The 17,730-nt window shown below is 68.4% G+C and carries 14 protein-coding genes; 10 read left to right on the top strand and 4 right to left on the bottom strand.

From position 1 onward, the window contains the following. Positions 1 to 6 precede the first annotated feature (6 nt). A complete protein-coding gene (locus NR798_RS15575) occupies positions 7 to 921 on the top strand; it encodes a DUF2381 family protein (protein WP_375772259.1) in 915 nt (304 codons plus the stop codon). Positions 922 to 958: 37 nt separating this feature from the next. Here the strand turns inward: NR798_RS15575 and NR798_RS15570 are convergent, their stop codons facing one another. Next, positions 959 to 1,444, bottom strand: coding sequence for a hypothetical protein (locus NR798_RS15570; RefSeq protein ID WP_375772258.1), 486 nt, complete (start codon positions 1,442 to 1,444; stop codon positions 959 to 961). Between the two features lie 16 nt (positions 1,445 to 1,460). Continuing rightward, positions 1,461 to 2,489: a tetratricopeptide repeat protein gene (locus tag NR798_RS15565; RefSeq protein WP_375772257.1), complete on the bottom strand. Its 1,029-nt coding sequence runs from the start codon at positions 2,487 to 2,489 to the stop codon at positions 1,461 to 1,463. Positions 2,490 to 2,662: 173 nt separating this feature from the next. Between NR798_RS15565 and NR798_RS15560 the strand changes: the two genes are divergently transcribed. Next, positions 2,663 to 3,517, top strand: coding sequence for a hypothetical protein (locus tag NR798_RS15560; RefSeq protein WP_375772256.1), 855 nt, complete (start codon positions 2,663 to 2,665; stop codon positions 3,515 to 3,517). On the opposite strand, the gene NR798_RS15555 is transcribed toward NR798_RS15560, so the two are convergent. Next, on the bottom strand, positions 3,490 to 4,182 hold the full coding sequence (locus NR798_RS15555; protein ID WP_375772255.1) for a GNAT family N-acetyltransferase: 693 nt from the start codon (positions 4,180 to 4,182) through the stop codon (positions 3,490 to 3,492). The two genes, NR798_RS15560 and NR798_RS15555, sit on opposite strands and share 28 nt — an antisense overlap. 231 nt (positions 4,183 to 4,413) lie before the next feature. Here NR798_RS15555 and NR798_RS15550 point away from each other — a divergent pair, with 231 nt between their 5' ends. The 5 genes from NR798_RS15550 to NR798_RS15530 all read left to right on the top strand — a co-directional run bounded on the left by NR798_RS15550 (position 4,414) and on the right by NR798_RS15530 (position 10,732). Beyond that, the gene (locus tag NR798_RS15550; protein WP_375772254.1) at positions 4,414 to 5,271 is read left to right on the top strand and encodes a DUF350 domain-containing protein; all 858 of its coding nucleotides are present in this window, start codon (positions 4,414 to 4,416) and stop codon (positions 5,269 to 5,271) included. After that, positions 5,268 to 6,527 carry a glutathionylspermidine synthase family protein gene (locus NR798_RS15545; protein ID WP_375772253.1) on the top strand — a complete coding sequence of 420 codons (1,260 nt, stop codon included), beginning with the start codon at positions 5,268 to 5,270 and terminating at the stop codon, positions 6,525 to 6,527. Before NR798_RS15550 ends, NR798_RS15545 begins: the two co-directional genes overlap by 4 nt. Positions 6,528 to 6,549: 22 nt before the next feature. Then, complete coding sequence (locus NR798_RS15540; RefSeq protein WP_375772252.1) at positions 6,550 to 8,061, top strand: hypothetical protein; 1,512 nt, start codon at positions 6,550 to 6,552, stop codon at positions 8,059 to 8,061. Positions 8,062 to 8,073: 12 nt separating this feature from the next. Continuing rightward, complete coding sequence (locus NR798_RS15535) at positions 8,074 to 8,637, top strand: hypothetical protein (RefSeq protein WP_375772251.1); 564 nt, start codon at positions 8,074 to 8,076, stop codon at positions 8,635 to 8,637. A 697-nt stretch (positions 8,638 to 9,334) separates the two neighbouring features. Beyond that, positions 9,335 to 10,732 (top strand): hypothetical protein, encoded by a 1,398-nt coding sequence (locus tag NR798_RS15530; protein WP_375772250.1) that lies wholly within the window; start codon positions 9,335 to 9,337, stop codon positions 10,730 to 10,732. A 415-nt stretch (positions 10,733 to 11,147) separates the two neighbouring features. Here NR798_RS15530 and NR798_RS15525 read toward each other — a convergent pair whose 3' ends face one another. After that, positions 11,148 to 11,948 carry a 2OG-Fe(II) oxygenase gene (locus tag NR798_RS15525; RefSeq protein ID WP_375772249.1) on the bottom strand — a complete coding sequence of 267 codons (801 nt, stop codon included), beginning with the start codon at positions 11,946 to 11,948 and terminating at the stop codon, positions 11,148 to 11,150. Positions 11,949 to 12,003: 55 nt separating this feature from the next. Between NR798_RS15525 and NR798_RS15520 the strand changes: the two genes are divergently transcribed. From NR798_RS15520 to NR798_RS15510, 3 genes are all read left to right on the top strand, one after another. Continuing rightward, a complete protein-coding gene (locus NR798_RS15520) occupies positions 12,004 to 12,897 on the top strand; it encodes an ABC transporter ATP-binding protein (RefSeq protein ID WP_375772248.1) in 894 nt (297 codons plus the stop codon). Then, complete coding sequence (locus NR798_RS15515; protein WP_375772247.1) at positions 12,891 to 16,460, top strand: M1 family aminopeptidase; 3,570 nt, start codon at positions 12,891 to 12,893, stop codon at positions 16,458 to 16,460. Before NR798_RS15520 ends, NR798_RS15515 begins: the two co-directional genes overlap by 7 nt. Before the next feature lie 110 nt (positions 16,461 to 16,570). Continuing rightward, positions 16,571 to 17,665, top strand: coding sequence for a hypothetical protein (locus tag NR798_RS15510; RefSeq protein ID WP_375772246.1), 1,095 nt, complete (start codon positions 16,571 to 16,573; stop codon positions 17,663 to 17,665). Positions 17,666 to 17,730 lie beyond the last annotated feature (65 nt).

Genomic DNA, 17,730 nt, shown 5'->3' with positions numbered 1-17,730 from the left:
CTGTCCGTGCTCCCCCCTTTCTCCATCCTGCCCCTCGTGCTTCTTCAGGGCACTCCCCTCAGGCAGCCCCCCACCCCTGGGGCGTGCAAGGAGTTGCAGCGCATCGAGCTCGCATGGGCTCCCTCGGCGTCAGCCCGGGAGATATGCGTCAGCCCGGGGCTCATGACGAACTTCGTGTTCGACGCGCGCGCGGAGGTGGACCTGCAAGACGAGGTGCGCTTCCTGGAGGTCACGAGAGGGCGCAACACCCTCAGTCTCCTGCCTCCACCGGACCTTGGACTTGGAGAGCGCCTCCGGCTCACGGCTGTCCTCGAGAACGGAGCCACCCCGCAGCGTGTCACCTTCTCCCTGGTTGCTCACCCGGGACAGGCGACACACCAGGTGGAGGTGTATCGCGATCAACGCCCGCGGGAGTCATTGCAGCGCGAGATAGCCCAGGAGCAGGCGAAGAACCAGCAACTCCGTGATGAGCTCGCGCAGACGCGGGCCCAGCTCGAGCAACTGCGGATCAAACTCGAGCAATCCGGTGGGCTCCAGGACCTGATCGCCAACAAAGCAATCGGCACAGAAGGCATCCAGTTCCAAGAACTCAAGACGAAGGATGCCGTTCCATCGGAAGGAGTCATCACCTACAAATGGGGCATCGGCTATCGCTCGGACAAGAGCATCGCGGCGGAGGTCTGGTTGAACAACTTGGGTTCGGAGCCCTGGACGGCGGCCAAGGCCTCGCTGGTGGACGCCCATGGCAACGAGCTGAAGGGGATGAAGCTTCGACAGGACAATCCCATCGCGCCCAACAGCGAGGGTTCGATCATCGTGGAGGCCGACTTACTGAGGACCGACGTACCTGGCGAATTGACGCTGACGCTGCGGAATGAAAGCTCGCGCGGCATCACCATCCCTGGGCTGACGTTCCCATAAAAGCGGATGCCCACAGTTGCTCCGGTATCCGATCACGTCATCGAAGAGGAGGGAGCGGCACTCTGGCAACCTTCCTCGCGTGCGCGATGGCCTCCATGTGTTCCTCGCGGAGGGGGTTCTCTCGACGGAGCCGACGCACTCGCCTTTCAGCGTCCTCCAACATGCCCCACGCCTCGCGAGCCTGCCGGGGAAAGAGGTGAAGTAACTGCACGTAGAGACAGGTGACGTGGACGCGCATCCCCAGATCGCGGAAGCCAAGCTGCTGGATACGACGAAGCCACCGACCAAACTCCTTCCACGGCATCCTGTCGCCGTATGCCTCGGTGAGAATGGTACTTGCGATGATGCGCTGCACCGAGAGGCGTTGGGCAGAGGTGTTTGCCTTTCGCAGCCAGCGCTTCTCCAGTTGCAGGAGCTCGCGCTTGCATTGCTCATAGGGAGCCTTGGCCTTGAGCAACTCCAGATAGCGAAGATCGAGCTCCTCGCTGAAGGTCGCAGACGGCTGCTGGCTTGATGTCTTCATACTCATGCTCCGCGACTCACCCGCTTGCCCCCGGAACCTGCCATCCCGCGAGCCCAAGCCGCGCGGCCGCCTCCCGGGCCGCGGCGCTCTGCGGATCCCTATCGAGCACCAGCCTCCAGGCCTCCCGGGCGCGCTCACCGCGTCCCAGCTTCTCGAGGCAATCGCCCCACGCCAGCAGCGCCCCGCCTCCCTGCCCCTTGTACGGGTGCGCGGCCCCAGCCTCGAAATGACGCGCGGCCTCCTCCAGCCGCCCCGCCGCCAGCTCGATGTGCCCGAGCATGAACAACCCATTCCTCGTGCTCGCCACCCGGCGCGCGAGCTTCAGCCCCACCTGCGCCTCGTTCCCGGCCTCGTCGTACCGCCGCAGTGCCAGCAGCGCCGCGGCACGCGTGAAGGCCACCTCACTCCAATACACACGGGGAATGTCCTCGCGCTTCAACAGCTCCAGCGTCGCGAGCGCATCCTCCGCCTGCCCGGTGTGCGCCTGGATCCACGCCCGTTGCATGAGAATCGCCTGCTGGAGCAGGGGCTCTCCCACCGCCGCCTCTTCCACGGCCCGGAGGCGCTCGCGAGCGGCCTCCCAATCACCCAGATTGTAGAGCGCCTCGCACAGGTTGAACTGCACCAGGGCCGCCTGCTCGTCGGGCCCCAGCGCTTCCGGGCCGGGCGCTGCCTGGGATTCCCACCGGCGCTCGACCTCGAGTGCCTCCTGGTAGAGGCCCGCGTTGATGAAGGTGTTGATGGCCGTGTTGGCCAGACTCCAATCGCCCACCGTCCTGGCCTCATCCGCGAGGCGCCGCGCCCCCTCGACGGCCCGCGCCGTCCGTCCAAGGGACTCATGTGCATGCACGCGGAGTTGCCGCAGTGACCGCTGCATCAGCGCATCGGGGCCCAGCATGCGGATGGCCTGGGTGAGGCGGAGCGTGCCGCGATAGGCCCCCCAGTGGAAGCTGCACTCCTCCGCCAGCGCGAACAGCGCGTCGATGATCGGCTGCCGGAGCAGCACGGCGATCATGGCGAGGAGGGCGAGGGCGAGCCAGGGCATGGATGAACCGGGCCAGCCTACCGTGCAGGAGCGCGCGAGGAAGAAATGGCGCCTGCTCGTCCGGAGAACAGGAAGCCCGGCCTCTGGCAGACATTCCCGGCCCGCCCCCCAGGACGTATCCTGCGCCCCGGAACAGGGCCGCCCTTCGAGGCCCGGAGCCGGACGGACACGCAATGGCTGGCGCACGCAACGGACTCGTGGGCATCTGGGATCGCCCCTTCATCAACCTCGAGCCCTACCTCGACCTGGCGCAGCTCGCCTCGCTGGATGATGAAATCTGCTACGCGCTCGCCCAGGTGGGCACCAGCTATACGGGCGGCAGCCACAAGGCCATGGGCATCGTCCCGCCCTCGCTCGCGGACGACCCCTACGTCGACTACGGCCAGGTCATCCGCGGCTTCTCCGAGAAGGAGTTCGCCACCTTCGTCTCGCTCGGCAGCGAGCCCGGCGCCTTCGATCCGCGCCGCCGCCACGAGTACGATTTCGGCGAGGAGCGCGATCACCCGCTCACCCGCGAGCAGATGCGCTTCCTCGAGTTCAAGTACGGCGTCTACTTCCCCTGGAAGGTCTTCTACGAGCTCGTCCCCGGGGGCTACTGGAGCGAGAAGAGCACCAGCGCCGGCAAGGACTTCACCCGCGAGGCCCGCCTCTACTTCCCCCGCACCGTGGCCTTCGTGAAGTCCCTCCCCTTCCAGGAGATCGGCCGCTGCACCCTGCTCGGGCTCAACGCCAACGACCACGGCACCGTCCACCGCGACGGCGAGCCCGAGGACCAGACGGCCCCCGACCAGTTCATCACTGTCTGCCCGCGCGGCAACAAGCGCCTCTACCTCTGGAACGAGGAGCACCAGGAGAAGACGCACGTGGACGGGCGCGCCTACTGGTTCAACGACTTCGACTACCACGGTGTCGAGGCCGCCCCCCACTTCCGCTACTCGCTGCGCGTGGATGGGGTCTTCACGCCCGCATTCCTCGAGCGGCTACAGCGGGACCATGCGCCTCAAGGCGAGCGGGCCTCTTCCTCGTAGGCCACCGGCGGCGGCGGTGCGCGGGACACGCTCCGCCAGCGGCACGTGGGCCCGATGAGCGTGAGCGCCCCCTGCGCCGCCAGGGCCAGCAACGAGCGCAGCAGCTCCGAGCCTCCGCGCGCGGGCGCGCCCAACGGCACGCTGAAGCACAGCGCATCCTCGTCCTGCTCGGGCTCGCACGGCGCGAGCGTCTGGACGAGCTTGTACATGGGCAGGTTGCCCGCCAGCACCCGGAAGTCGAAGCGCTCCACGCCCCGCTCGCGCGCGGCCTCCACCAGCCTGTCCATCAGGATGCGGCCGAGCCCCTTTCCCTGGGCCTCGTCCACCACGGTGATGGCCACCTCGGCCACCTCGGGCGCGTGGGCCGAGCGGAAGAACCGGGCCACCCCCAGCCCCATCTCCCGGCCCGCCGGGCTCCATGTCACCGCCCCGATCGCCACGTGCCCCTCCCCATCCACGCTCGTGAGGTAGTTCAACTCCTCCGCGGACAGCCGGGGCTTGGCCGACAGGAAGCGCTGGAAGCGCGAGCGCGGGGAGAGCCGCTCGAAGCCCTCGCGCAGCAGCGCCGCGTCCTCGGGCCGGACCATCCGCAGCTCCGCCCACGTCCCGTCCGCGAGCGACAGCCGTTCTCGATACTGAGAATGGAAACGACGGTACGGCTGCATCTGGGACCTCCCCCGTTGGTCCGCCCAAGCTGGGTTCGATGCCGCAGCGCGGCAAGCCGCCCCCGCCCCCGTTCCGTACCGCTGGAAGCTACCTGACAGCAGGTGCGTCATGATTCCGGCAACTCCAGCGAGGTGGGATAACCGGGCCGGGTGTCCTCCGAGCCCCCGCCCGGCCAGGGCGCCGTGATTCCAGGCGATTACGGGGGGAGTCGGGGTAGGCTCCGCGTCCCCATGGAGCTCCGCCCTCTCTACCTGCCCGCCTTCGGCGCGATCACCACGGTCGTGCTCCTGCTGCTCCTGCGCGCCGGACAACGGCTGTTGTCTCCCGCACACACCGTTCGCTCGGACATGGAGGAGGGCCACATGGCCCATGCGCTCCTCCAGGTGGGCCAGGTGCTCGGCCTGTTCCTGATCTCCGGCTCGGTGGTGGCCGGGTGCGCCCAGGGCGAGAGTCTGTGGCACGACGTGCTCTGGGTGTCTGCCTATGGCCTCGCGGCGCTGGTGCTGCTCGTGGTCTTCGGGCACCTGGGCGTGCGGGTGCTGCTGCGTGCGCGGCTGGCCGCCGAGGTCGAGCGCGGCAACGTCGCCGCCGGACTGGCCGCCGGCTCGCACTACCTCGCCACCGGCATCCTCCTGTCGCGCTCGGTGTCCGGCACGAACCTGAGCATGCTGGGCGTGGTGCTCGTCTTCGTCGTGATCGCCCAGATCACCCTGCACCTGTTCGTGATGCTCTTCCGCACCCTCACCGCCTACGACGACGCCGAGGAGATCCTCGGGGAGAATCTCGCCGCGGCACTCAGCTACGCGGGCATCACCGTGGCGCTGTCCCTCATCATCGGCCATGCGGTGGAGGGGGACTTCGTGGGCTGGGCGGCCTCGCTGCGCGGCTACGCGCTGGCGCTCATCTTCGCCTTCGCGCTCTACCCAGTGCGCCAGTTCTTCGTGCAGACGCTGCTCCTGGGCGCGCGCTTCACCCTGCGCGGCGGCCGGTTGGATCAGGGCATCGCCGCCGAGCGCAACCTGGGCATGGGCGTACTGGAGGCCGTCTCGTACCTCGCCGCCGCGTTCCTGGTGACCCGGCTGGCATGAGCACGCCGCCCCTCACCTACGAGGCGCTCGCCGAGCAACTCGTGCGCACGGGCCTCGTCACGGACCCGTGGTTGGAGGGCGCGCCGCGCTTCCGCTCCGAGCCCCTGCTCATGCCCCGCGAGCGCAAGGCCGCGCTCTACCGGGCGGCCGAGGGCGTGGCGGCGGCCTACCACGAGCTGGTGCTGGCCTGCGCCGAATCGCCCGAGGTGCTGGACGACTTCTTCTGCCTCACGCCCGGCCAGAAGCTCATGTGGCAGGCCTCGCAGCCCTTCTGGCACGGCTTCGCCCGGGCGGACGTCTTCCTCACCCGGGACGGGCAGCTCGCGGTGTGCGAGCTCAACAGCGACACGCCCACCGGCGAGGTCGAGGCCGTGCTGCTCAACCCGCTGGTGCAGCCCGCGTGGCCGGGCACGGTGGATCCCAACACGGAGCTGGGCGAGCGGATGTGCTCGATGGTGGAGTCGCTGGCGGCCCGGCTGCTGGTGCCCGCGCCCGAGCAGCTCTCGGTGGGCATCCTCTACCCCACGGAGATGCCCGAGGACCTCGGCCTGGTGCGGCTCTACCGCCAGTGGTTCGAGGCGCGCGGGTGGACGGTGCACCTGGGCTCGCCCTTCAACCTCACCTCGGGGCCGGACGGGCGGGTGCGCCTCTTCGGCGAGCCGTGCGACGTGCTGCTGCGCCACTACAAGACGGACTGGTGGGGCGAGCGCCTCCCCGTCTGGGACGACGAGGAGCCCTTCGAGGACATGACGCCGCTGGCCGGCCCGCTCTCGGTGGTGCTCCAGGCGTGCCTGGAGGGCCGGTGCGTGGTGGTGAATCCGTTTGGCGCCGTGCTCACGCAGAACAAGCGGACCATGGCCTTCATGTGGGAGCGGCACGAGCGCTTCTCCCCTCGTGCGCGGGCCACCATCCGCGCCCATATCCCCTACACCGTGCGGATGGAGACGCTGCCCGTGGAGGAGCTGGCCCGGGACAGGGAGGCATGGGTGCTCAAGTCGGACTACGGCGCCGAGGGGGACGAGGTGTTGGTGGGCCGCTTCACCCCGCAGCAGGAGTGGAACGCGGCGCTGGTGCACGCGCTGCCCGGCCGCTGGGTGGCCCAACGCTATTTCGCCGCCGAGGAGACCGCGGGCGGAGAGACGATCAACCACGGTGTCTATGTGATCGCGGGCGAGGCGGCGGGCCTCTACACCCGCGTGCAGCGCGGCGCCACCGACACGCGCGCCCTGAGCACTCCGGTGCTGGTCACTCCGTGAAGGCAAGGAAGACGAGGAGACGATGAGCAGCGACAACGGCCAGAACCCCTTCCAGCGCAAGGTGATGACCCGGCAGCCGGGCCTCATCGGCGCGCAGTGGTGGAACGAGGGCCTCTCGGCGATGAGCGACCCCGTCTCCCGGCGCAAGGCGCTCCAGGCACTCGCGGTGTTCGGCGGCGTGGTGGCCGTGGGAGGCATCGCGCTCGCCGCCACGGGCGAGGACGAGTACCTGGAGATGCACGACGCGCTGCAGATGCAGCGCCAGCAAGGGTGGAACTTCGGCGCCACCGACGACACCCTCACCTTCTCGAACCAGGTCAACGTCCCCCTCAAGTTCGAGGAGCTCAGCGCGCTGGCCACCGAGATGGCCCCGAAGCAGGACCCGCTCAAGCCCTTCTACCAGGCGACGCTCTTCCAGTCGGTCTCCACCCGCGGGTCGCTGCTCAACGAGCTGCGCCCCATCTTCACGCCCGAGATGGAGGCGGCGTTCAACCAGGGCCAGGCGCTGGCCACCCTCTTCGCGGAGCAGCCGGAGGCGGCGCGCGCCACGGCCGTGCTGGTGGATCTGCCGGGCCCCGAGTCGGTCGCCTTCGCCACGGCCCTGGCCGGTGTCTTCGAGCCCGTCTTCACCTTCGACAACTGGCCCCACCCGGTGGGCGTGGTGCCCGCGCACCTCACGCTGGCCGCGGTGACGTACTACCAGTCCACCCTCCGCAAGCTCGCGCAGAGCCGCACGCTCCCCGCGCCTCCGGTGTTCGTGATGGATCGCCAGCGGCTGACGGCCTACACCGACCAGGAGCGCCAGTTCGACAACCGCTACATGGCGCGCATGCCCTCCGCCGAGCAACTGCGCAAGCTGGGCCTCCAGCACGTGCTGTACGTCCTCCCCGGCGGGAGCACGCCGCTGCAGGAGCTGGACGATCTCAACGAGGACTTCGTGGCCTGGCGCACCGCGGGCCTGGACGTGAAGCTGGTGGCGGCGAGCGACTTCCGGCCGGATCCCTCCGAGACCGCCACGCCCGGCCGGGCCTCGGGCCAGCCCACGGCCACCTCGGACGGCGGCACCTCGGACGCGGGCACCTCGGTCCTGGCCTCCGCGGACGGCGGCACCTCGGACGCGGGCACTCGCCTGGCCACGACGGGCACCTCGGGGGCTCGCCACTGGTACTACGGAGGCTCGCGGCTCGGGCACAACTCCTTCTGGATCTTCTATCCCTGGGCGAGCACCCGCACGAGTACCTTCACGAGCCCCGGCCCGATTCGCGGGCGCTCCTCCGCCGGCATCCTCTCCACGAAGGACCTGGCGCAGACGCCCTCCAACGTCTCGGGCGGGTACGCCTATGAGCCGATACGGCGCAACACGATGTTCTCCGCCATCCCTCGCGGGGCGACTGGCGCCTTCCGCCCCTTCCCCGCGGGTTTCGGCAAGGTGGCCATGCGGACGTCGAGCAACAGCCGCGCCCTCCTCGGGCCGGCCTTCTCCTCTCGCAGCTCGTGGAGCCGGTCCTCGAGCTACTCCTATTCCGGCGGGTGAAAGGAGCGGCGCATGAACTACTCCGTCTTCTCGATGCAGGTGGTGATGGAGCTCCGGGGCGAGGACGATCCCACCTACCGGGAGCTGCACAAAATCATCCGCTCCGCGCCAGAGCGCACCAGCTATGCGCAGATGCACGACTACTACGGCCGCATCTGCAACGTGCTGCGCCGGGAGGCGGACCGCTTCACCATGGGCGTGTGGGACTACTGGGATGATCCGTCCCGCGCGCCGAATGACTTCCAGGACTGGGTGAACGGGTTGCAGGGCAAGGAGGCCCGGACCGAGCCAGCTCGCGAGGACGGGAACCCGCGCTACCTCGCGTGCACCCTGGCCCTGCTGCTGCAGAACGGCAGCACGAGCGACCAGCGGCTGGGCCAGCACTGCGACATCGCCGAGGCGAAGCTGTGGAGGAGGAGCACCTTCCAGCACCTGCTCAAGGGCCCCGCGCTGCTCAACTTCCTGCATGTGAAGTCAGACGTCGTGTACATGTTGCCGGGCGATGACCCGGCGTGCGGCCTCACGCAGGAGAACCTGGCGGGCAAGGACTTCCACTACCTGCGCCAGCTCACCTGACAGCGCGGGTCTAAGTAAGTGGCCAAAAGTTCCCGACACAATCGTGTGGCCTCTGCACTGCGTGCGAAGCCACGCCAGGCCGACCTCCCGGCCGCGCGCTGCACGAACTTGTCCAACAGTTGGACAAGTTTCTGAAGACCGAGCCCGGCAGGGGCACCGCCCCGCCCGAACTCCACCGGAGGGTGTGGGCCCTTGTGTAAAGGAACTTCTGGTCACCTATTTAGAGGTTGCCCGCCGCCTTGAGTCGAACTCTCTCCTAACGAGGAGGCGTGGAGCATCTTGGGGGACCAAATCGGTTCTTGTCGGACCAAATTTGGACCAAATCCGTTGGCGTATAGGCAAGGAGAGAGGCCGTGTGGAGGGGGAGGGGTGGTGCAGAGGGGCCGAGGAGGGCCGCTGACGGGTGCCGGCCGAGCTGTGAGCCGGGCCGGTGGAGAGGCCACGCAGCCTGCTTGGGCATGCCTGCCCAGGCCGCCCTCCCATGAGGAGCGCGGCAGGGGCATCAGGTCTCTTGGCTGTGGCGGCGTCAGCCTCAACACCCTGCGGCCTGGGGTGGCGCTCGCGCCGGGGTCAGGCTCGCACCTGCCGTGGGCAGTCCCAGGTGCTCCAAGATCGCGCGCACCGCTCTGGCTTGCTTACGCACACGTCACTCCTCAGGTTTTGTTAAGCCCTCTTTGGGGTAGCCTCCTGGCTCGCCATGCTCGAAGACCTCATCCATCTTGTTGACCGGCAGTTTCAATTCCTCGATCGCCAGTCGGGCGAGATGTTCATCCGTGAGTTGCGGCGCACGCTGGATGCACTCCGCCGGGAACCGCGCCTTGCGGCGATTCTCGATAATGAGAGGCGCGAGGCACTCGCGTATCAAACCGAGTTCGAGCAGCACTGCGAAAGGTCGGTCGGCCGCCTCAAGGGACTCCGCCAGCACTTTAGCACCCTCGTTCCCGAACACGACGATAGCGCGGCGCCGCGTCCAGATGACCTAGACACAGGCAACAACTGGCAGTGGCGCTATAGCCTCGCCGCGTTCGATGAGGCAGCCAGCCGCGAAGGCGCCGACGTAACTGGCGGCGCATTTTATGACGATCGGAGCCGCCCGGCGCAACTCATCAAACTCCTGAATTGGAAGCTTGATAAGATCCTCGACCCGAAGCCCGAAGGGGAGCCGCCTCAGGAGCAGATAGCCATGGCGGCCCCAGTTCGAGAGAGCCTCAACGCGCTGGTCCGTGAACTCAATTTTGTTGAGAAAGAGCACGTTCGCGTTTGGCGTGTTTTCACCGACGCAGTGATGACTTCCCCTGGCGTTACGCTTCTCTATCTGGAAGCCTTTTTCACCCAACTCGACTCCACCGGCTGGGAGGGGGCGTCGCCGTTGGTGGAGCGCCTCAGATCTGGCGCTGACCTGCCGCACGCCTACATGATGACGAAGTTCCTCTACGAGAGGCCCGAGGCCACTCGCGGTGAGCGCGGAGAACTCGAGGGCGGGGTGAACAAGCTCAAGACTATGGCAGAGCGAGTCCACCAAGGCCTTCGACTGCGCATTGGCACCACGCGCTCGCTCCTGGCCATCTTCGACCGGTTCAAGGTTCGCTGCGAGTGGCACGACCGACGACGGTTGCGCGACCTTGCGGCGGCGGCGACAGCGCCTGCTGAAGGCGACACGCGCAAGCGCTCGAAGGTGGAGCAGGTTCTGACGGACGAACTGGCGCGCTACCTCTTTGACCAGGGGCTCAACCCGATTACCGAGGTGCCAACAGCCGGGCTGCGGCCGGACGTTCTCGGGGAGGAGTTGTATGTTGAGGCAAAGCAATATTCAGAAGACAACAAAAAGCCCTACCTTGTGCGCGGCATTCATCAGATGAACGACACGATAGGTCGCCTCAAGGGCTCGAACTATCAAGTACGAGAGGCGTTCTACGTCGTCTTCCGGCTTGGTGGGGCGCGCGTGCAAATGCCAGAGGCCGTGCGCCGTGAAGGCTGGACCATCTATCCGCGTGTCATTGATCTGGCCCCATCCGACGTTTCTGGGAGCCGAGCACAGAAGGATATTCACATCACGGAGGAGGAACTCCGGCCGGGTGTGGGTGGGGGGCCGTAGCAGTTTCGTTTTGACGAGTCGGCGCACGACGGCGCGCTAAAAAGAAAGGGCCCAACTCCGAGTGCGTGAACTGACGCCTGGAGAAGTGCCGGGCGCGTACACGCTGAAGCGCTGGGGACGCGGCCGCGAACTGGTGCTCGAGAACGTCACCTTCAAGTGAGGAGGAAGGGACGGTGCTTGGCGTTGCCCACGAAGCCAGCGCCTGGCGTGGGCAGGGCGAGCGCGACGGGGAAGAGCCCGTTGGGGGAGAGGCCCAGCCGCTAAGTAGGTAGCCAAAAGTTCCTTTACAAAAAGGAACGGAGCCAGAAGCGGCGGGAGAGGACTCCGTCAGCCCCCGCTGGCGGGGCCAGTGTCTTGCGCATCGGATCAGCGTAGGCCCTCCTCGTTATTGTGTCGGGGACTTTTGGTCACCTACTTAGAACCAGACCTCCCAGCGCGAGCCCTCTTCATCCCACGCCGCGTGCGCCGTGGCCGAGATGCGGTCACGCGTGCCGGTGAAGGGCTGGATCTGATGCAGCCGGTAGCTGTCGAGCACGAGCAGTTCCCCCACCCGGTAGTCCACATCGGCGCGTGGGGACTGGAGCTCGCGCTCGGAGACGTCGTCGCTGCCCGCGAAGGTGACATCCCACAGCCGCAGCGCCCCACCCGACTCCGGCGGCTGAAGCATGAGCACGAGCGTGAGGGCGCGCGAACGGCGGGCGCACTGCTCGTCGGAGAGGCCCTCGTTGTCGAAGTGGACGTCGCCCCCGTTGTGGGACAGCCACTCGCCGGCCGGGAAGATGTGGACGCCGGGGCCGCACCAGCCCTCGCGCTTGACGGCGGGAGCCCCCACCAGCGTCGAGATGGCCTCGCACAGGCGGCCCTGCAGGCCCGGCAACATCCGCTCCACCACCGCGTCCGAGGTGCGGGCATTCGCGAAGTACTCGTCCTCGCGATCCTGCTCGAGGTGCGTGTACCAGGCGCGGCCCAGGGAGAACTGCACGCCGTCGAAGTCAGAAATCCAGAAGGGCCGGCCCGCGTACACGCGGCGTGCGAGCGCGGCGCACTCGGAGGGCGGCAGGAAACCGGGCACGCGCACGCCCAGGTGCGCATCGAGCACGGAGAGGAAGTCCGAGGTACCCGAGCGCAGGGTCTCCCACGAGCGCTCGGCTACCGTGGCACGAGGAGGCACGGCCATGGTGGGGCGGACGATGCGGGAGAAATGAGCGGCATGCAATCGCCACCGCTCTCGCTCGTCAGGTGACCACCGAGTCCCCTGCTGGAGCGAGCCCGTGCTGACCATCTCCCGGTTGTCGAAACGCTATGCGAACGGGGTGCGTGCACTCGACGGGGTGAGCCTGAACATCGGAACTGGCCTGTTCGGGCTGTTGGGTCCGAATGGGGCGGGCAAGTCCACCCTGATGCGCACCCTGGCCACGCTCCAGGAGCCCGACGAGGGGGAGATCCTCTTCGATGGGTGCAACGTCCTCGCCGAGCCGCAGCGCGTGCGCCACCAGCTCGGCTACCTGCCCCAGGACTTCGGCGTCTACCCCGGCGTGCCGGCCGTGCAGCTGTTGGATCATCTCGCGGTCCTCAAGGGCCTCACCCACCGGGGCGAGCGCACCGAGCAGGTGGACGCCCTCCTCCAGCTCACCAACCTCTACGAGGTCCGCAAGAAGGACGTCAGCACGTTCTCGGGCGGAATGAAGCAGCGCTTCGGCATCGCCCAGGCCCTGCTGGGAAGCCCGCGCCTGCTCATCGTGGACGAGCCCACCGCGGGCCTCGATCCGGAGGAGCGCAACCGCTTCCACAACCTGCTGAGCGAGGTGGGGGAGAGCGTCGTCGTCATCCTCTCCACGCACATCGTGGAGGACGTGCGGGACCTCTGCTCTCGGATGGCCATCCTCGCTGGCGGGCGCATCCTGCTCGAGGGAGAGCCGGAGCGGCTCGTGGAGCAGCTCGAGGGGCGCGTCTGGCGCAAGACGATTCCCAAGGCCTCGGTGGCGGACCACCGCGCCGCGCACACCGTCATCTCGACGCACCTGTACGGCGGCAAGACGCGCATCCACGTCCTCTCGGACACCAGCCCCGGCAGTGGCTTCGATCGCATCACCCCGGACCTCGAGGACGTCTACTTCTCAGCCCTCCCCGGCCAGCCGCCGCGAGAGGAGCGTGTGGCGTGCTGAGCGGCATCATCGCCTTCGAGTGGCGCTACCACACCCGGCAGATCACCTTCGCCGCGGCCGCGCTGGGCTTCTTCCTCTTCGGCTTCGCGCTCACCGCGACGGGGTTCGGCCCGGCCAGCGTCCGGCTCCACTCGCCCTGGCTGGTCGCGGAGTCGCTGGGCTTCCTCTCCCTCCTCTCCGTCTTCGCCCTCGCCCCCTTCTCCGCGAGCGCCATCGTGCGCGACGCCGAGCACCGGATGGAGGGACTCCTCTACTGCAGGCCCGTCCGCAAGCTCGACTTCCTGGGCGGGCGGTTCCTCGGCTCGCTCCTCGCCGCGTTCACCGCCTTCAGCTGCTCCATCCCCGGGATGCTCCTCGCCAGCTTCATGCCCTGGCAGGACCCCGCGCGGGCCGGGCCGGTGAACCCCGGCGGCTATCTCTGGGCCCTCGCCGTGCTCGCCCTGCCGAGCATGCTCTTCGCCGCGGCGCTGATGTTCGCCATCGCCGCCATGACGCGCAGCACGCTCGCCAGCTACGTCGGCGCGGTGGCCGTCTACGTCCTCTATCTGGTCTGCGCTTCCCTCACGAACTCGCCCCTCATGGCGGCCTCCACCCCGGGCGGCGGCGAGGGGCTGTCGATGGCCGCCCTGCTCGATCCGTTCGGCCTGTCGGGCTTCTTCGAGCAGAGCCGCTACTGGACGGCCGCCGAGCAGAACAGCCGCTTCGTCTCCCTCCACGGCACGTTCCTGCTCAATCGCCTCGCGACGGTCGGCACCGCCGCGCTGCTGCTGGTGGCCGCATACTGGCGCTTCTCCTTCCGCGTGCTGAAGGGGGCGGGCTCGTCCCGGAAGGCATCCGCACCTCGGGTGCCGGAGCCCACTCCCGCCATGGCGAGCGCCACGCTCCGCCCCGCGCGAGTCGCTGACCCGGGCACACCCGGCTCCTGGTTCGCCGTCTACGCCTCGGCGGCGAGACTCGAGCTCCGCTCACTCTTCCTCCGTGTCCCCGTGGTGCTCGTCGTGCTGCTGTGGATGGCGCTCGCGGCCTCCGAGCTCATCTCCGAAATCACGGGCGGCGAGTACGGCTCGGCCCAGCTGCCCACGACAGGATTGATCGTCTCGACGCTCGCCCAGCCCCTCTCCCTCCTCGGACTGGTGGTCCTGGTCTACTTCAGCACGGAGCTCGCCTGGCGCGAGCGGCGCTTCCGGCTGGCCGAGACGCTCCATGCCACCTCCGCCTCCAGTGCCGCCTTCGTGGCGGCGAAGTGGACCGCGCTGGCGCTGCTGGCCGTCAGCCTCATCGCCACCGGCATCGCGGTGGGCGTCGCCGTGCAGGTGGCGCGCGGCTACCGGATCCTCGAGCCCGGGCTCTACCTCTCCCTCTCCCTCTTCTATTTCGAGGGAGTGCCGCTCCTCCTGTTCGCCGCCGTCGCGCTCTTCGTGCATGCGCTGAGCCCCAGCAGGTACACCGGACTGTGGGGGGTGCTGCTCGCGGCGCTCGTGAAGCTGCGCGGCGGCGCACTCGGCCTCGAGCACCACCTCGGCCGGCTGTTGACCGCGCCCGCCGTCGTCCACTCCGACATGAATGGCTTTGGCCACCTGGCCGCGCCGTTCCACTGGCACATGCTCTATTGGGGTGCCTTCAGTCTGCTGCTGGCGCTGGGCGCCTCGGTGGTGTGGAGGCGCGGCACCCTCTCGACGTCCCGGGAGCGGCTCCGTGCGTTGCTGCACGGCTGGAGCCGGACCCATCGCATGCTCAGCGGCGCGCTGCTCGCCGTGCTCGCCATTACCGGCGGCTGGATCCTCTACAACACCGACGTGCTGAACGACCGGGAGTCCGCCCGGGAGCAGCTCGACTGGAAGGCGGACTACGAGAAGGCCTACCGGCCACTCGCGGCGCTGCCCCAGCCGGCCATCTCCAGCGTCAAGACGGAGGTCGCGCTGTTTCCGCAGGAGCGGCGCTACCAGGTGTCCGGCCACTACGAGCTCGTCAACGAGACGGCGGCGGCCATCGACCGGGTGCACGTCGCCGTGCGGCGCGAGGCCCGCGTGGCCGGCCTCTCCATCCCCGGAGCGAAGCTCGCCTCCCAGGACGAGCGCTTCGGAATGTACGCGTTCACCCTGGACGCGCCACTCGCTCCGGGCGCGCGCACCGAGCTCCGCTTCCAGCTCGAGTTCTCCCAGCCGGGCTTCGTCAACGACGACCCGGACACGTCCGTCGTCGAGAACGGCTCGTTCGTCTTCAGCCCCCTCACCTTCCCGAGCATCGGCTACCGCCAGAGCTATGAGCTGAGGGATCCGCGGGAGCGGCGCAAGCGCGGGCTGCCAGAGCAGGCACCTCCCGAGGACTCGCCGCACGGAGAGGGCCCCGAGGCGCCACAGTGGGTGCGTTTCGAGGCCACGGTCTCGACGTCCGCGGACCAGCTCGCCGTGGCGCCCGGGCGGCTGGTGCGGCAGTGGGAGGAGGCCGGCCGACGCTACTTCCACTACCGCTCCGAGACACCGGTGACGAACATCTTCGCCTTCGCATCGGCGCGGTACCAGGTCGAGCGGCGCCAGCACGGCGACGTCACCCTCGAGGTCTTCCACCACCCCGCCCACGGTGCCAACGTCGAGCGGATGCTCCGGGCGGCGGCCGCGACGCTCGACTACATGGAGCAGCACTTCGGGCCCTATCCGCACGAGGCGCTGCGCATCGTCGAGGCCCCCTCCTACTGGCGTTTCGGTGCGTTCGCGATGCCGGGCATGATCGCCTTCGTCGAGGATCGCGGCTTCCGCACCGACTCGACCGACCCGGAGCGGCTCGACCTCGTGTCGCGGCGGGTCATCCACGAGGCCGCCCACCAGTGGTGGGGGCATCAGCTCGCTCCCGCCACCGGCCCGGGTGCCTCGACGCTCGTGGAGTCCCTGACGAAGTACACGGAGCTGCGGGTGCTGGAAGCGATGTACGGCCGGGAGTACGTGCGCCGCTCGCTCGCCTTCGAGCTGGATCGCTATCTCGAGGGCCGCGCGGGCGAGACGGCGAAGGAGGTGCCGCTGTCCACGGTGGGGAAGCAGCCCTACCTGTATTACGGCAAGGGCGCGGTGGTGCTGTCCGCGCTGGGGAACCTCCTCGGTGAGCAGAGGATGAACCACGCGCTGCGCGAGCTCCTGCGCGAGGAGGGGGGCCCCGGTGGCAACGCGACCACCCGCGAGTTGCTCGCGCACCTGCGCGCCGCCGCCCCCGCGGAGGCCCACCCCCTCCTCCGGGACTGGCTCGAGGACATCACCCTCTACGACTTGAGAGCCGAATCGGCCCACCTGCGGCCGCTCGCGGATGGCCGGTACGAGGTGACGCTGCGCATCACCGCCGGCAAGAGCCACGCCGACGGCAGCGGCAACGAGGCCCCCGTCGAGCTGCACGAGCCCATCGAGGTGGGCCTCTTCGCAAAGGAGCACGTCCTCTCCGTGCAGCGGCACGAGCTACGCAGCGGCGTCAACACCCTCTCCCTCGTCCTGGACGAGCGGCCGGAGAGCGTGGTGGTGGATCCGTACCTCACGCGCATCGACCGCAACCGCTTCGACAACGAGCGGGGGCTGGATTGACGGCAGCTTTGGCGCACCGCGGCATGGCCCCCGCGAGATCCATCCCGTTCAACTCCTGACAACATCCGCCTGAAGCGCTCCGGCCATTTCACCGGAGCTGGGGGAGTGACATGTCGATGAATCGATGGATGAAGGTGGCGTGCGCGGCGGTGGTGGCTTGCTCCGGCTGCACGGAGAGCCAGGTGGATCCCGAGCAGGAGATCCTCCTCAGCGGCAAGGTGCTCAAGGAGGATGGCCAGCCCCTGGCGGACACGCTCTTGAGGATGCACCGCAGCGGGAACTCGAGCTGCGTCTTCAGTCTCTTCGGTGGCCTGGACTGGAAGTCGATGAAGACGCAGACCGATGGGGCCTTCAGCGAGGAGTTGCTGGGCGCGGACACCCAGGCCGGCAGTCTGGCGCGCTGCTTCGAGCTGCAGATTCCGGGGACGGGGTCGGGGAACTACGGGAACGCCAGCTTCATCATCCAGACGGAGAAGGTGCAGCTCCCGCTCCTGCAGCAGTGGACCGGCAAGCCCTCGGTGGCCACCAGTGCCGACGGCGTGAGCGTGTCCTATGAGGGCCTCACCGCCTCGCAGGCGGGCAACAGCGGCACGCATACCCTCTCGGTGAGCAAGTCCTCCAGCCCCATCTGGGTGAGCCGGAGCGTGAGCTCGCCGGCGCCGTTGAATGACGACCTCCTCGAGGACGCCGCGGACCTCAAGGCCGCGGTCTCCATCCGGCGCGAGGTGGAACTCAACAAGACCAAGTTCGACCTCTACAACAAGGGAGACGACGTGGCCCTGCCCAAGCGCACCCGTGTCCCGCTCAGCCGTGGCGTCAGCTGCACCTACCCCGAGGCGCCTGTCACCTGCCCGTTGACGGATGGCGATCTCGCTTCGACGGTGACCTTCCCGCAGGGCACCCTCGCGGTGGTCCTCCAACTGCCGCAGCCCAAGGTGCTGCGCAAGGCCGTGGTGCGCAACCTCGGCATGTCCTTCGGCGCGACGACGACCGACCTGGTCATCGAGGGCAGCACCGATGGAACCCTCTGGGTGCCGCTGGCCAACCTGCGCGGCGGCGAGAGCATCGTGCACCCCTTCTACGAGGCCACGCTGAGCAACCCCACCGCGCTGAGCCAGGTGCGCCTGCGCGCCGCCGGGACTTCCTTCAGCGCCGACCGGCCCTTCTACATCGAGCGCCTCAGCGAGCTGTCCTTCTTCGAATAAGCCGTCGGGAGAGCCCCTCGCGGAGCAGGAAGGGTATGTTCCCCTCCGCGAGGCAAGGAGCGCTT

Origin of the sequence: Archangium gephyra, assembly GCF_042230915.1 — a bacterium.
Taxonomy (GTDB): Bacteria; Myxococcota; Myxococcia; order Myxococcales; family Myxococcaceae; genus Archangium; species Archangium gephyra_B.
This window is presented reverse-complemented; position numbering and strand designations above follow the sequence as displayed.